The sequence below is a fragment of the Luteibacter anthropi genome (assembly GCF_023699965.1).
Taxonomy (GTDB): domain Bacteria; phylum Pseudomonadota; class Gammaproteobacteria; order Xanthomonadales; family Rhodanobacteraceae; genus Luteibacter; species Luteibacter anthropi.
In genome coordinates this window covers 2914564-2929287 of the sequence record NZ_CP077072.1, presented here as the reverse complement: position 1 = coordinate 2929287, position 14724 = coordinate 2914564, and the positions used below count along the sequence as shown (strand labels likewise).

Annotated in this window: 17 protein-coding genes; 1 reads left to right on the top strand and 16 read right to left on the bottom strand. The window is 65.6% G+C overall.

What is annotated here, in order from left to right; all coding sequences use genetic code 11:
* The 5 genes from fliR to fliN are packed head-to-tail and all read right to left on the bottom strand — an operon-like array spanning position 1 to position 2537.
* The gene (fliR, locus tag KR767_RS12755) at positions 1-768 is read right to left on the bottom strand and encodes a flagellar biosynthetic protein FliR (RefSeq protein WP_243853254.1); all 768 of its coding nucleotides are present in this window, start codon (positions 766-768) and stop codon (positions 1-3) included.
* The gene (fliQ, locus tag KR767_RS12750) at positions 768-1037 is read right to left on the bottom strand and encodes a flagellar biosynthesis protein FliQ (protein WP_166949736.1); all 270 of its coding nucleotides are present in this window, start codon (positions 1035-1037) and stop codon (positions 768-770) included. Before fliQ ends, fliR begins: the two co-directional genes overlap by 1 nt.
* Positions 1034-1777, bottom strand: a complete 744-nt coding sequence (gene fliP, locus KR767_RS12745) for a flagellar type III secretion system pore protein FliP (protein ID WP_166949734.1) — start codon at positions 1775-1777, stop codon at positions 1034-1036. The genes fliQ and fliP overlap by 4 nt, the downstream gene beginning before the upstream one ends.
* Positions 1774-2184, bottom strand: coding sequence for a flagellar biosynthetic protein FliO (gene fliO / locus KR767_RS12740; RefSeq protein WP_250876565.1), 411 nt, complete (start codon positions 2182-2184; stop codon positions 1774-1776). The genes fliP and fliO overlap by 4 nt, the downstream gene beginning before the upstream one ends.
* Before the next feature lie 5 nt (positions 2185-2189).
* Entirely contained in the window at positions 2190-2537 is a 348-nt protein-coding gene (gene fliN / locus KR767_RS12735) for a flagellar motor switch protein FliN (protein ID WP_425602673.1), read from the bottom strand.
* A 276-nt stretch (positions 2538-2813) separates the two neighbouring features.
* Here fliN and KR767_RS12730 point away from each other — a divergent pair, with 276 nt between their 5' ends.
* Positions 2814-3740, top strand: a complete 927-nt coding sequence (locus tag KR767_RS12730) for a 2OG-Fe(II) oxygenase (protein WP_250876564.1) — start codon at positions 2814-2816, stop codon at positions 3738-3740.
* A gap of 105 nt (positions 3741-3845) precedes the next feature.
* Here KR767_RS12730 and fliM read toward each other — a convergent pair whose 3' ends face one another.
* The 11 genes from fliM to KR767_RS12675 form a co-directional block, all read right to left on the bottom strand.
* Positions 3846-4862, bottom strand: a complete 1017-nt coding sequence (gene fliM / locus KR767_RS12725) for a flagellar motor switch protein FliM (RefSeq protein ID WP_166949730.1) — start codon at positions 4860-4862, stop codon at positions 3846-3848.
* A 16-nt stretch (positions 4863-4878) separates the two neighbouring features.
* Positions 4879-5382, bottom strand: a complete 504-nt coding sequence (locus tag KR767_RS12720) for a flagellar basal body-associated FliL family protein (RefSeq protein WP_166949728.1) — start codon at positions 5380-5382, stop codon at positions 4879-4881.
* 188 nt (positions 5383-5570) lie between these two features.
* The gene (locus KR767_RS12715; protein WP_250876563.1) at positions 5571-6665 is read right to left on the bottom strand and encodes a flagellar hook-length control protein FliK; all 1095 of its coding nucleotides are present in this window, start codon (positions 6663-6665) and stop codon (positions 5571-5573) included.
* Between the two features lie 42 nt (positions 6666-6707).
* Complete coding sequence (gene fliJ, locus KR767_RS12710) at positions 6708-7142, bottom strand: flagellar export protein FliJ (protein WP_166949724.1); 435 nt, start codon at positions 7140-7142, stop codon at positions 6708-6710.
* Entirely contained in the window at positions 7142-8503 is a 1362-nt protein-coding gene (gene fliI, locus KR767_RS12705) for a flagellar protein export ATPase FliI (protein ID WP_166949722.1), read from the bottom strand. Before fliI ends, fliJ begins: the two co-directional genes overlap by 1 nt.
* Positions 8500-9165, bottom strand: coding sequence for a flagellar assembly protein FliH (locus tag KR767_RS12700; RefSeq protein ID WP_250876562.1), 666 nt, complete (start codon positions 9163-9165; stop codon positions 8500-8502). Before KR767_RS12700 ends, fliI begins: the two co-directional genes overlap by 4 nt.
* Positions 9165-10154, bottom strand: coding sequence for a flagellar motor switch protein FliG (gene fliG / locus KR767_RS12695; protein WP_243853260.1), 990 nt, complete (start codon positions 10152-10154; stop codon positions 9165-9167). The genes KR767_RS12700 and fliG overlap by 1 nt, the downstream gene beginning before the upstream one ends.
* A 13-nt stretch (positions 10155-10167) precedes the next feature.
* The gene (gene fliF / locus KR767_RS12690; RefSeq protein WP_166949716.1) at positions 10168-11880 is read right to left on the bottom strand and encodes a flagellar basal-body MS-ring/collar protein FliF; all 1713 of its coding nucleotides are present in this window, start codon (positions 11878-11880) and stop codon (positions 10168-10170) included.
* Positions 11881-11916: 36 nt separating this feature from the next.
* Positions 11917-12246 carry a flagellar hook-basal body complex protein FliE gene (fliE, locus tag KR767_RS12685; protein WP_166949715.1) on the bottom strand — a complete coding sequence of 110 codons (330 nt, stop codon included), beginning with the start codon at positions 12244-12246 and terminating at the stop codon, positions 11917-11919.
* An 80-nt stretch (positions 12247-12326) separates the two neighbouring features.
* Positions 12327-13745: a sigma-54 dependent transcriptional regulator gene (locus KR767_RS12680; protein WP_166949714.1), complete on the bottom strand. Its 1419-nt coding sequence runs from the start codon at positions 13743-13745 to the stop codon at positions 12327-12329.
* A gap of 386 nt (positions 13746-14131) precedes the next feature.
* Positions 14132-14710 (bottom strand): PilZ domain-containing protein, encoded by a 579-nt coding sequence (locus tag KR767_RS12675; RefSeq protein WP_166949713.1) that lies wholly within the window; start codon positions 14708-14710, stop codon positions 14132-14134.
* Between the last annotated feature and the right edge of the window lie 14 nt (positions 14711-14724).

The window sequence follows — 14724 nt, the reverse complement described above, 5'->3', positions numbered from 1 at the left end:
CTACCTCCCGATAAGGCCGCGCATGGTTTCCCACGCGGCGGTCTGCAGGGAGTCGAACGCGCTCGGCAGGCCACGCAGGGCCAGCCACACGGCGACCATGCCCAGGCAGATGGTGATGGGAAAGCCCACGGCGAACAGGTTCATCGACGGTGCCGAACGGCTGATGGCGCCGAAGCCGAGGTTGACGACAAGCACGGCGGTGAGTGCCGGCAGGGCCACGCGCACCGCGCCCCCGAACAGGTGGGTGGCGAAGCTCAGCACCACCCACAGGCCATCGGCACCGATGCCCTGTTCGCCCACGGGCAGGCTGCGGAAGCTTTCCGCGAGCAGGTCGATCAGTTGCAGGTGGCCGTTCATCACGAGGAACAGCAGGGTCACCATCATCGTGTAGAACTGGCTGAGCACAGGCGTGCTGCCGCCGACGCCCGGGTTGACCACTTCGGCGAAGCCCAGGCTCATCGCCTGGGACACGAACTGGCCACCGAACGATACGGCCTCGAACACCAGCTTCAGCACGAAACCGATCGCGGCACCGATGATGATCTGCTGCGCCAGCGTGGCCACGCCTGCCGCTGACAGCGGACGGATATCCAGCGGCGCCAGCGGTGCGAGCACGACGGTAAGCAGCACGGTGAGGCCGATGCGGATCTGCGCCGGAATCGTGGTGGCGCCAAGGACAGGAGCCACCAGCATCAGGCCGGAGACGCGCGCCATCGCCCAGCAGGCGCTGCCCACCCACGCCTCGATCTGGCCGATGTCGAACGGCATCAGCGCACCGCCTGGGGCAGCGATTCGATGAGCGTGCGGGTGAACTGCACCAGGGTGCGCAGCATCCACGGACCGGTGATGATCATCACCAGCGACATCGCGATCAGCTTGGGAATGAAGCTCAGGGTCTGCTCGTTGATCTGCGTGGCGGCCTGCACCATGCCGATGATCAGGCCCACCGCCAGCGCGGTGAGCAGCAGGGGCGCGCCGACCAGCATGGCGATGTGCAGCGCCTGCTGGCCAAAGCCGATGACCGATTCGGGCGTCATGGGTAGAAGCTTCCGGCCAGCGTGCCCAGCAGCAGGGTCCACCCGTCCACCAGCACGAAGAGCATGATCTTGAACGGCAGCGAGATGATCATCGGCGAGACCATCATCATGCCCATCGACATCAGCACCGAGGCCACCACCAGGTCAATGATGAGGAACGGGATGAACAGCAGGAAGCCCATCTGGAACGCGGTCTTCAGCTCGCTGGTGACGAAGGCCGGCAGCGCCACGCGATACGGCACGGATTCACGATCGGCATAGGGCTCGTCACCGGCCAGCTTCGTGAAGAGCTGCAGGTCCGGCTCGCGGGTCTGTTCCAGCATGAAGTGATGGAACGGCGCGGCCGCCAGCGGCACGGCTTCCTGCACGGTCATCCTGCCGTCCATGTACGGCTTGATGCCCGCGTCGTAGGCGTTGTTGAGCACCGGCGACATCACGAACAACGTGAGGAACAGCGACAGGCCAATGATCACCTGGTTCGGCGGCGTGCTGTTGGTGCCCAGCGCCTGGCGCAGAAACCCCAGCACGATGACGATGCGGGTGAACGAGGTCATCATCAGCAGGATGGCCGGCAGGACGGTAAGCACCGTCATCAGCGCCAGCATCTGGATCGACAGCGACCACTGCTGGCCGCCATTGGCGCCCGGTGCCACGTTCACCAGCGGAATGCCCTGCGGATCGGCGGCAAATGACACCGCCGGCGCCAGCAGGAACAGGAAAAAGACCAGCCAGCGCTTCATGGGCGCTTCCACTGGGCAAGCACGTCGCGGAAACCACGGATCGCCGGTGCCTGCGGCGGCACGGCATCCTCGGCCACGGGCGTATCGAGCACGTGCAGCGTGCGCAGGCCACCGCCCGGCGACGCACCCACCAGCAGCTGCTTGCCCCCGACTTCGATCAACATGACCCGGTCCTTGACGCCGACCGGCATCGATTCGACGACGCGGATCTTCCGGCCACCCGGGCGGATCCGCACCTGCGCGCGCCGGCTGAGCCAGCCCACGAAGAAGATGAGCGCCACGACACCCAGCAGGCTGATCAGCACGCGGACCAGTTCCGCGCCCGAATCCACCGCCGGAGCGGCCACCGGGGCCGCCATCAGGGCACAGGGAAGGAAGCCGCCAAGGACGGCAACGATGCGACGCATGGGGATCACCGCAGCTTGCGGACGCGCTCGGCCGGGCTGATCACGTCAGTCAGCCGGATACCGAACTTCTCGTTGATCACCACGACCTCGCCGTGAGCGACGAGGGTGCCGTTGACGAACACGTCGAGTGGCTCGCCGGCAGCGCGGTCGAGTTCCACGACGGAGCCCTGGTTGAGCTGGAGCAGGTTGCGGATGCTGATCTTGGTGCGGCCCACTTCCATCGCCATGGTGACCGGCACGTCGAGGATGACGTCGAGGTTCACCTCGTTGCCGAGGCCGCCCAGCGTGGCGGTAGCGTCGGCGTCGGCGTCGGCGCCTTCCTGGTTTTCGGGGCTCAAGGTGGGTTCGTTCATGTCCGTTCCGATGACGTTGCGTGGATACGCCGGACATAAAGCAAGCCGCGTGCCATACGGCCGTCACCGCGCCGGGGGTCAATTTTTCCTTGCTTGCCGACCACTTGGCGAAGTGGCTGCATGCCGGCCTTCACGGATTCGCCAGAAAGCTGACGCTCGACGGCAGTTAGTCGCCATGACGGTCAACCGTCACCCCTGCGTGGGGCCGGCCGATACGAAGACGAATACGATGCCTCGGCATAGAATGCGCCTCTTGCCATACAGCCATCGGAACTCATGGACGGACAACGCGGCACCACCATCCTCGATCCCCGCGTCATCACCGACGCCGACGCTCATCGCGCCGCCTTTCTTTCGGCGGATCCCTTTCCCCATGTGGTGATCGACAATTTCCTCGACGCTGGCTTCATAGGGCAATTGCTCGCCGAGTTTCCTACGTTCGAACAGGGAAACTTCATCGGCGACGACGGCCGCCCTGGCGGCAAATCCACGCTGGGCAAGGTTCGCCCGATCGGTGCCTCCTACGAGCGCCTGGACGATGCGATCAAGAGCCCCGAATTTCTTGCCGCCGTCGGTCGCCTGACCGGCATCGACGACCTGCTCTACGATCCGTGGTACCTGGGTGGAGGTACCCATGAAAATCGCAACGGAATGAGCCTCGACCCCCACGTCGACTTCAATTTCCATCCCAGCGAACGCTGGCACCGCCGCATCAACCTCATCATCTACCTCAACCCGCTGTGGGAAAATGCCTGGGGCGGCAACCTCGAGTTGTTCCGCGATCCCCATGTGGAGGCCACGCCGACGCAATCGGTGGCGCCGGTGTTCAATCGCTGCGTGATCTTCGAAACCTCCGAACGCTCCTGGCACGCCTTCGATCAGATTGCCCTGCCGGCCGAACACATGAACCTCACCCGTCGTTCGGTCGCCCTGTACTTCTACACGAAGGATCGTCCGCAAGAGGAAATCGCCGACCGGCACACCACGTATTACGTGAAGCGGCAGCTACCGGATCAGCTGGCGGAAGGCCATACCCTGAGCGCCGTCGACGTGGCGACGATCCGCGGACTCATTTCGCAGCGCGACGGCCACATCAAGGTGCTTTACGAGGAAAACACCCGATTGCTGAAGGCTCAGGACAAGGGGCTTGCGGGCCAGTTGCTGTACCTGGCCAAACGCGCCTACGTTCGCTTCCGCCGCTAACCCGACCTGTAGGAGCGCGCCTCGCGCGCGACCGGATATGCTGTGACACCCGGTCGCGCGCAAGGCGCGCTCCTACAAAAGCCGGTCATGCATATCTCGCGCGGGTCAGGCCGGGTCGGTCATCGGCTCGATGGGCAAGGCCGCCGGGCGCTGGGTGCTACGGCGCATCAGCGTCTCGAAGCGCACCGCCTTGTTGCCGCTGGCGTTGGCCATGCGGCCACGGAAGATCGGCACGTCCTCCGCGAACACCGTCGCGAGATCCGGCAGGTTGATGGGAATCACGTCGCCCTTGCGCAGATGCAGGAAGTCGCCGATGGTGAGCCTGGCCTCCGCCAGCAGCGAGGTCACCTCGACCTCCGCATCGAGGATTTCCTCGTGCAGGCTCTGGATCCAGCGATCATCACGCTCCGCCCGGTCGCTCTGCACGCCGGCATCGAGCAGTTCGCGGATCGGCTCAACCATCGAATAAGGCAGCGTGAGATGTACTTCACCGCCACCACCATCCAGCTCGATGTGGAAGCGCGACACCACCACCGTCTCGGTCGGGCTCACGATATTGGCGAACTGCGGATTGATCTCCGAGTTCATGAATTCGAACTGCATCTTCAGCACCGGCGCCCAGGCCTCGCACATGGCGGCGAAGGCTTCCTGGAGCACGATCTGGATGACGCGGTTCTCGGTGGGCGTGAAATCGCGACCCTCGATGCGGGCGTGGTAACGACCGTCGCCTCCGAAGAAGTTGTCGATCACGGTGAACACCAGGCGCGGCTCGAACACCATCAGCGCGGTGCCGCGCAGCGGCTTGATACGCACGAGGTTCAGGTTGCTCGGCACGGCCAGCGAGTGCACGTACTCGTTGAACTTGGTCATCTTCACGCCAAGCACCGACACCTCGCATGACTTGCGCAGCACGCCGAACAGGTTGGTGCGGAAGTAACGCGCGAAGCGGTCGTTGACCATTTCCAGCGTCGGCAGGCGGCCGCGGACGATGCGATCCTGCTGGGTGAAGTCGTAGTCCATCACGCCGCCGGGTGGCGGAAGATCGATATCGGTATCCACCGACCCGCCTTCCACGCCTGCGAGCAGGGCATCGATTTCTTCCTGGGTAAGGATGTCGCTCATCGCCGCGGCTTTCCCGTTACTGCATGATGAAACTGGTGAAGTAGACCGCATCCACGCCGGGACGACCGATCTTCTCCTTGAGGATGCGCTGCACTTCGGCCAGGGCCGAGGCCTGCAGCTTCTGCTTGCCCTTCACGTCGGAAAGGGTTTTCACGTCCTGCGCCGAAAACAGCATGAGCAGGGCATTGCGGATCTCGGGATCAGCCTCCTTCACGGCGGCGATCGCATCGGCATCGTGCGACATGACGTTCACGCCCACCTGGAGAAAGCGTAGGGCGGTGTCGTCCTGGAAGTTCACCACGAAGGCCGGGTCAAGCTGCAGATAGATGGCCGGCCTGGAGCGGTTGGCGTCTGCCGTCGTCGTTTCGCCCGGCTTGCCGTGCCCCGACTTCATCATGAAGTAACCACCCGCCCCGCCCGCCACGAGAACGATCAGCGCACCGACAAGCAACAGCTTGCCCTTGCCCTTCTTCTTCGGGGCGGTTGCGCCTTCGGCGGTGTCTTTGGGTGCTGCAGCCATGCGGAAAAACCTCTCTGGTACCGTAACGGAAACGGCAGGGACGATGACGCCCCTGCCGGTGTTTTAGCAAGTGGCGTGCCAGCCTGAGAAAGCTAAGCACCCACTCCTTCATCGCGCTGTGACGCCGTTCGCGTCACGGGCAGCATCAAGGGTGCGACGAAAAATTGACTGCCGACGTCAGTGTGACGTCAAGCCACCTCGTCCAGCAGGCCACGCGATACGGCCGTTGTCGCCAGCGTGGCCGGTGCGGCGTCGGCATCGCTGCCCCCGTTGCCCTGCGGCGAGGCCGTGGCCGACGCATTGCCGTCGCCCTGCCCCGCCTGCCGCTGGCCGACATCGGCTTGCCCGAGCGACAGGCCGTGATGGGCCAGCATGCTGTCAAGCTGCGAGAGCGTCTGCTGCACGGCATGCACGGCTGCGGGATGCTGGGCGATGATGGCAACGTTGACCTTGCCCCCATCCATGTTCACGCGGACATCCATGCTGCCGAGTTCTTCCGGGTGCAGCTTGATGCGGGCCTCCTTGACCTGACCGCTGCCCATCCATGCGATCTGCTCGCCCAGTTCCTGGGCAAACTGCGGCGAGTTTGCCGGCTGCGTGGCCTGCACCTGCATGGCCTGCCCGTCGGCAGGTGTGGCGTGCAGGGCCGGCATGGGACTCTGCAACGGATCGATGGCGGTGGGATCATCCTTGCTGGCGGTGACGTTGCCACCCTGCGCGGCAAGCAAGGCCCCAAAGGCCGGAGCTGCCGTCGTTGCGGCGGCATCGGCCACGGCACCGGCGGGCGCCATGCCAACCACGCCGGGCAGAGCGCCCTGCTCCGCACCCTGCGCTACGCCATCGGCACCCAGCGCGGCCTGCGGTGTCGTGGCAAGTGAACCGAGTGCATTGCCCGCGAGCTCACTGGCGGCGTCTGCCGGCTTCGTCGTGGCAACGGTCTTCGCCTGCGGAGCTACGCCGATCAGGGCAAGCATCGCACTGGCCACCGACGTATCGGTGTCCTTGGGGTCCTTCGTACTCTTGTCGGCCTTCGCGGCTTTGTCGTCACCCGTTTTCCTGGCCGACTTCGTATCGGCCGGCTTCGCGGATGCCGTGGTCGACGATGCCTGGTCCTTCGATCCCTTCGCCGTATCGCCGCGCTGCGCCTTGCTCGCATCCGCACGCGCCGCGTCCATCGCGGTGTCGAAGCGCTGGCTGCCGGACGAGTTGTCCGTGGGCGCCGGTGACGGTGTGGACGGCGGCTGCGGAGGATTGGCGTTGAGGGTGAGGTTGGCGGTGTTCATGCAAAGAGTCCTGGCATGGCGGCGGGATGACGAGGGGAGGCGTCAGCCTTCGCTCCTGGGGTTACGGCGGTACTGCGATCGTTCGTCGGCTTGTTCCTGCTCGCGACGATCCTGCGATTTGCGTTCCTGCTCACGGTACTTCGTGGTCACCGAGTCCAGCGCCTTCGCGCGACCGCGCGCATCGGCCCAATCCGTGCGGGCGCGGTCCAGTGCGTGCCCGCGGCGCTGCACTTCGCCCATCTGCTGCACGATCGCCACGTCGATCTTCTGCAGGAACTGCTGGCGGTTGAGCAAGGCACTCACCCCGATACCATCGGGCATCACGGCGTATTCGTTGCGATAACGGCGCAGCTCTTCGAGCTGGTGTTCGGCCTCGGCCAGGGCGCGCTGATGCACGGCCAGGGCGCGCGTGGCGTCCTCGGCCTTGCCGGCGGCGATATCCACCACGGGCTGGAGACGGTCGGCACGCGAGGGCATCAGTCGGCCCTCGCGGCGTCTTCAAGACCTTGCCGTGCTTCGGCAAGATCCACCGGCACATCGGTTTCCTGCTGGAGGAAGGCCGAAAGACGTGGATACAGCGCGATGGCCTCGTCGGTGCGGGGATCGCTGCCCTTCTGGTAGGCGCCTACGGCGATCAGGTCGCGCTGCTGACGATAGGCCGAATAGACCTGGCGAAAGCGCTGCGCCGAACGCATGTGTTCTTTATCCACCACCGCAGGCATCACGCGACTGATCGACGCCTCGATATCGATGGCCGGGTAGTGACCCGCCTCCGCCATGTCGCGCGACAGCACGATATGGCCGTCGAGAATGGCGCGGGCGGAGTCGGCAATGGGATCATGGCGATAATCGTCGCCCTCGGTGAGCACGGTGTAGAACGCCGTGATCGAACCGCGCCCTTCCGCATCGTTGCCTGCACGCTCCACCAGGGCGGGAAGCATGGCGAACACCGAGGGCGGATAGCCCTTGGTCGCGGGCGGCTCGCCGATCGCCAGGGCGATTTCACGCTGCGCCTGCGCATAGCGGGTCAGCGAATCCATCAGCAGCAGCACGCGCTTGCCTTCGTCGCGAAAATGCTCGGCCACCGCCGTGGCCACCTGCGCGCCACGCAGGCGCGACAGCGGCGGCGCATCCGCCGGGGCAGCCACGACCACGGCGCGGCGACGACCTTCCTCGCCCAGCGTGTGGTCGACGAATTCCTTCACTTCACGGCCGCGCTCGCCGATCAGGCCCACCACCACGACATCCGCATTGGTGAAGCGGGTCATCATGCCCATGAGCGTCGACTTGCCGACGCCCGAGCCTGCAAACAGGCCGATGCGCTGGCCACGTCCTACGGTGAGCAGGGAATTGATGGCGCGCACGCCGACATCGAGCGGCGTGTCGATGGGCTGGCGCAGCATGGGGTTGATCGGGTCGCGGCGCAGCGGCGCGCGATCGCGTGCCAGCAAGGGCCCCAGTCCGTCGAGCGGTACGCCATCCGGGCCGATCACACGGCCGAGCAGCGAATCGCCCACGGGAACACCAGACACGGCCGCCACGGGCGTAACCCGGGCATTGGGCAGCACGCCGTGCATCTCGCCCGTGGGCATCAGCAGCAGGCGGCCATCGGAAAAACCGACGACCTCCGTTTCCAGCTGCTTGCCATCGGCCGAGGCGACCATGCAGCGTGCGCCGACGGGCGCCTCGCAGCCCACGGCTTCCAGCGTCAGCCCGACCACGCGACGCAGCTTGCCCTCCGCCTGCAACGGCCGCACGCGGGCGGCATTGGCCGCCTGGGCAGTCAGTGACTCGCGCCAGTGTGCATTGCGCGCGGCGTTGTGCGTGTCGGTGCTCACGGGGCCTCGTCCTGCTCGTCGGCCTCCGCATCCACCGAGGGCGTGAGGACACTGTCCACCACGGCGGCCAGACGCGTGCGCACGCGCGCATCGAGGCGGGAATGCTCGCTTTCGAGACGGACATCGCCGCGCTCCAGCGCCGCATCGTCCACCACCGTGCCCTCGTGATCGAGGGTTGAGCGATGCTCGCGCACGAGGGCGGCATCGATGGGATTCAGGTGAATCTTCAGGTGGCGCGTCGCCGATGGCAGTGCATCCACGGCCTGGCGCACCACTTCGACGATCTTTTCGGGACGGGTGGCGATCTCGAAACCCAGCACGCGCTCGGCAATCACCGTGGCAAGCATCGCCAGGTCACCGGCCACATCGTGGTCCAGTTCGGCAAAGGGCTTCTGCACCGCGGCGATCAGCGCCTCGATCCGGGCCACCTGTGCCGTGAGTTCACGCCTGGCCATGGCGCGACCTTCGTTGAGGCCGGCGTTGAAACCTTCTTCGCGTGCCTGCCGTTCGATGGCCTCGATTTCCGCCACGGTGGGGCGCGGCGGACCGTCGTCTTCCGCCTCGGCCTCGACCGTCACCGGCGCGGGGCCGTTGACCAGCGGCAGCTCCCAGCGTTCAAAGCGCTCGACGCGTTCGCGGGCGAGAATGGAAGTCAGGCTCATCAGACGAACTCTTCCCCGCCACCGGCGAGATTGATCTGGCCTGCGTCAGCCAGGCGACGCGCGGTAGCAAGCACTTCCTTCTGCGCGGCGTCGACTTCGGACAGGCGCACGGGGCCCTTCACTTCGAGGTCGTCGCGCAGCATGTCGGCGGCGCGCTTGGACATGTTGGAGAAAATCTTCTCGCGGATCGCCGCATCGGCACCCTTGAGCGCCGTGATGAGGCGCGCCGACGGCACTTCGCGCAGCAGGGTCTGCATGCTGCGGTCGTCGATCTCGGCGAGGTCGTCGAATACGAACATGAGCTCTTCGATACGCTCACCCAGGCCGTTGTCGATGCCACGGATGGACGACATCAGCTCGGCCTCGCGCGCGGTTTCCATCGCGTTGAGGATGTCCGCCGCCGCCTTCAGGCCGCCGACCGTGGCCGACTTCAGCTTGGTGGAGTTACCGGAGAACTGGCGCTCCATGATTTCGTCCAGCTCGTTGAGTGCATGCGGCTGCACGCCGTCGAGGGTGGCGATGCGCATCACCACGTCGCTGCGCGTGCGCGCAGGCAGGTAGCCGATGACTTCGGCGGCCTGGTCCGGTTCGAGATGCGCCAGCACCAGCGCGATGATCTGCGGGTGCTCCTGTCCGATCATCTCGCCGATGGCACGGCTTTCCATCCACTTCAGCGATTCCAGGCCCTTGCTGCTGCGGCCGAGCAGGATGCGGTCGATGAGACCGCCGGCCTTGTTCTCGCCCAGCGCGTTGACCAGGATGCGGCGGATGTATTCCTCGGTGCCGACACCGATGGACGTATGCTGGCCGACATCGTCCTGAAGCTGGTTCAGTACGGTTTCGACCTGCTCCTTGGTGACGTTCTTCAGCGCGGCCATGGCGGTGCCCACGGCCTGCACGTCGCGCGCACCCAGGTGCTTGAGGATGGACGCGGCGTCTTCCTCACCCAGGGTGAGCAGCAGGATCGCCGCCCTCTGCGCGCCCGTCAGGGCGTCCTTCGACTCAGCCGCCATCGTCTGCCACCCAGCTCTTCACGACCTGTGCAATCTGTTTCGGGTTTTCGGCAGCCATGCGCTTGGCAAGGCCCACCTTCTGTTCGTAGGCCAGCAAGGCCGGAGAGCCGAGCTGCACCTGGGTGCTGGCCGTGACGCGATCCGGCGTCATGTCGTCATCGTCCACCATGACCGAGACGCTGGGAATAGGACCGGCCAGGGCAACGTTGTTCATCGCTACGGGAGCCGGCTTCAGCAGGCCCTTCAGCATCGGGCGCAGCACGAAGAAACCGACCACCAGGGCAATCATCACGCCAAGGCCCTGCTTGATGAGGTCGAGCATGCCCGGGCGCTCCCAGAACGGCGTGCCCGTCGGCGCTTCGTCGGCTACGGCACCATGGAAAGGCTCGTTGATGACGCTGACGCTGTCGCCACGCGCGGCGCTGAAGCCCACCGCATTCTTGGTCAGCTCGGTCAGGCGCGACAGCTCTTCCGTCGTGAACGGCACGCTCTTGGTCTTGCCGTCCTTGTCGGGCATCTGCTTGTTGTCCACCACCACCGCAATGGTGAGGCGGGCAACCTTGCCGGCCGGGTCGGTCACGTGGCTGACGGTACGATCCAGCTCGTAGTTGCGCGTGGCGCTCTGCGAGGACTGCGACGGATTCTGGTTGTTCTGCGTGCTGGCGGTCTGCGCGCCGGGCTTGGCATTGCCGTTGCCGGGATTCGCCGCCGTGGGGTTGCCGCCTGTGTTGGGCGGCTGGTTGCTCAGCGCACCCGGCACGCCGCCGTTGCTGGCCGGATCAGTGCGCGTCTCGTTGCTGGTCTGCTCGCTGCGTAGCGCCGGATTGTCGTGATTGAAGGTTTCGCTGGCCTTCTCGGTCTGCGAGAAGTCGAGATCGGCAAACACCTGCGCGCGCACCTTGCCCGCACCGACCAGCGGCGTGAGCAGGTCTTCCACGCGCTGCGTGTAGGTTGCCTCGATGCGGTTGGACAGGCGCAGGCGGCTGTCGCCGATGGCCTGGGCGCTGTCCGGATCGCTCACGGTCAACAGGTTGCCGCCCTGGTCGATCACCGATACCTGGCGGGTATCCAGGCCCGGCACGCTGGATGCGATGAGATGCACGATGGCGGCGACCTGGCCCTGATCGAGCTGGCGGCCCGGATACAGAGTGACCACGACCGACGCACTGGCCGGCTTGTTGTCGCGGATGAAGGCCGAGGGCTTGGGCATCGCCAGGTGCACGCGCGCGGCCCGCACGGACTGCAACCCGGCGATGGTGCTGGAAAGGTCGCTCTCCAGCATCGACTGGTAACGCGAACGCTCCGCCATGTCACTCATGCCGAACGGCGAATCGGCCTGCGGAAGATTGTTGTTGGCCGTGCCCTGCGGCAGGCCCTGCCCGGCAAGCTTCAGTCGCACGCCCGCCACGTCGGCGGCCGGCACGAAGATCGAGCTGCCATCAGCGCTCAGCGTGTAAGGGGTATTGCCTGCCTGCAAGGCCTGGGTGACGGCAGCGGCATCCTTCTGCTCAAGGCCGCCATACAGCAGGCCGTAGTTCGGCGAACGCGACCACAACACCGCAGCGATGCCGATGGCGACCGCGCCGGCGATGCCCGCCAGCATGAACAATTGACGCGCCGCCGGCGTCTGCGCAAGGGACTTCAACGAGTCCATGCGCGTGGCCTTGCCGCTTTCCGTGGTAGCTACGCCGTTATCAGCCATGGTTCGGGCTCAATCCTGTGGTGGGGCTCATTCGCGTCAGATCGACAGGTTCATGATTTCTTTGTACGCATCGACGAACTTGTTGCGTACTTCGGTCATTGCGCGAAACCCGAGGTCGGCGCGCTGTCCCTGGATCATCACCTGGGCAAGATCGATCTTCGGATCGCCCCGTTCGAAGGCGTTGGAAAGTTGACCCGCCTTCTCCTGGGACTTCGCCACACCGTCAATGGATTGCTTCAGCAGGTCGCCGAAGCTGCCCTTGGCGGTGGGCTCCGTTTCCCCAACCCCGCGTATCGCGGGCATTTCTGTCTGCGAACTGATGCGGCGCATCTGGACGAGAAGGTTGTTGACATCGATCGTGGTCATGACGGTTTTCCAACGCGGTATCGGCTTTGCGTCACTCGATGCACGAGGTGTGCCAACCGAGGCCGATGCGGCCGGATGCGTCAGCCCGCCTGCGCGGTTTCCGACAGGCCGTACTTGCGCAGCTTTTCCACCAGCGTCGTACGCTGTACGCGAAGCAGCTTGGCCGCATGCGCCACCACGCCGTTGGCAGAATTGAGCGCCTGGCGGATCAGGCCGATCTCGATGCCGGCCAGGTGATCCTTGAGGTCGAGGCCACCCTGCGGCAACACCGACGGATCGCCTTCACCTGCATAGGTAAAGGTCTCGGTCACTTCCGGCTCGGCTTCCATCATGGCGATGAGGGCCGCGCCGCTCACCTCTTCCACCGGCTGCGCACCACGGTACTTCTCCGGCAGGTCGACGGCGCGGATTTCGCCGTGCGGCATGAGGATGGCCATGCGCTCGACGAGGTTCGACAATTCGCGCACGTTGCCCGGCCAGCCGTGGCGGCACAGGGCCGTCATGGCACCCGGCGAGAAACGCACCGACGACAGGCCACGCTGCACGAGACGCTGGTTGAATTCGCCGATGAGTGCCGGCAGGTCTTCCAGGCGCTGGCGCAGCGGCGGCATTTCCAGCGGGAATACCGAGAGGCGGTAATAGAGGTCTTCGCGGAAGCTGCCGTTCTCGATGGCGCCTTCAAGGTCACGATGGGTCGCGGCGATGATGCGCACGTCGCAACGCTGCGGACGGTTGCCACCCACGCGCTCGAACACGCGCTCCTGCAACACGCGCAGCAGCTTCACCTGCATCGGCAGGCTCATGTCGCCGATCTCGTCGAGAAACAGCGTGCCGCCCTCGGCCATCTCGAAACGGCCCTTGCGGCTGCTGATGGCGCCGGTGAAGGCACCCTTCTCGTGACCGAACAGTTCGCTTTCGAGCAGTTCGGCCGGGATCGCGCCGCAGTTGATCGCCACGAACGGCTTGTCGCGGCGCGGGGAGCATTCATGGATGGTGCGGGCGACCAGTTCCTTGCCGCTGCCGGATTCGCCCAGCACAAGCACGCTGGAATCGAACGGTGCCACCTGGCGGATCAGTCCGTTCACGCGCTGCATCGGACCGGACTGGCCGACCATGCGCAGGCTGGCCGCCGGCGGCTGGATACGCGATTGCAGGGCACGCAGGGCTTCGGACAGGCGCTCGTAGCGCAGCGGCACGTCGATCAGTTCCACGCTCTGGCTGCGCGAGTCGTCGGCGATCAGGGCGGTGGCAAGCGGGGAGTCTGCGGCGACCAGCATGGGCAGGTCGCGGCCGTTGCGGCCCAGCGCGGCGACATGGCCTTCGAGCTCGGCCTCGTCTTCCACGGTGCCGACGAAGATCCCGCGCCAGCTCTCGGCGGTGTCCGCCGCTTGCAGGCGGCTGGCCAGCACCGGGCGGTAGCCGAGGAAGGCAAGCACCGACATGATGCCATCGGCACGGGCGCGATCGGACTCGACAACCAGAAAGTTGGACGACTTCATCTTGTTACCCCTTGGGACGTTGGAGCGAAGTCCGGACTCCGGAAGGAGCCCCCTGCCGACTTCAGTTGCGGGATAACAATCAAGGAGCGTGCCAACGTCGGAATTCCGCCGCACGACGACGTAAATTCACGTCACCGTTCACACTTACATGCGATCGCAAAATCCTTTTCGGCAGGGTGTGAAATCGCGCCGGGGCGCGCTCGCGTCAATGCTGACGACACGCGTCACGAATGTGACGCAGGAGGCCATGCGACGTTTTGCCGACACGTGACGTAAAAGGTCACCTGTAGGAGCGCGCCTTGCGCGCGACCGGCAGAAACGTCACGTCGATGGCTCACAAAGCCTTGTAGGTCGCGGCATGACCCGGTCGCGCGCGAGGCGCGCTCCTACAGGGATTCCGGTGTGTCGGCGGGGCGGGACTGGGCCCTGGCCTCGGCCACCTGGCGGCGGTGCTGGCGGAACACCAGGCGCTCGATGCCGTCGCGGACGGCCTCGGACAAACCTTCGAATCCTATGAACCCACGACCATCCGACGGACCCGGCAGGCGTACGCCCGGAAGTTCCAGCGGCAGCGCACGGCAGGCATCGAAGTGCAGTCGCAACATCACGCCCTGCCCCACGGGGGGCAGGCCGTCCCAGGGCAGTACGGCGCCGATGGCGTTGAAGCGCAGCGACAACCGTGACGGCAGGCCCGACTGCGGCAGCAGCAGCCGGTTGACGATTTCCATGAGTACGTTGAGCTTGGCGTCGAGCCGGCCCACCTCCTGGCTCAGGGGGCTGTCTTCCTCGCCCGTCTCGGTGCGGCGCTCCATCAGCGCCGACACCGCCACCAGCACGCTGGTGTTGCGGTCGTTGATCAGCGCCAGTTCGGCCGGATCGGGACGGGCCGCGATATCGCAGATGGCGTGGAACCGTGCATCCCACGCGACACGATCGGAAAATGCCTGCCAGCTTTCCTCGCCCATTCGCCCCTCCCGCC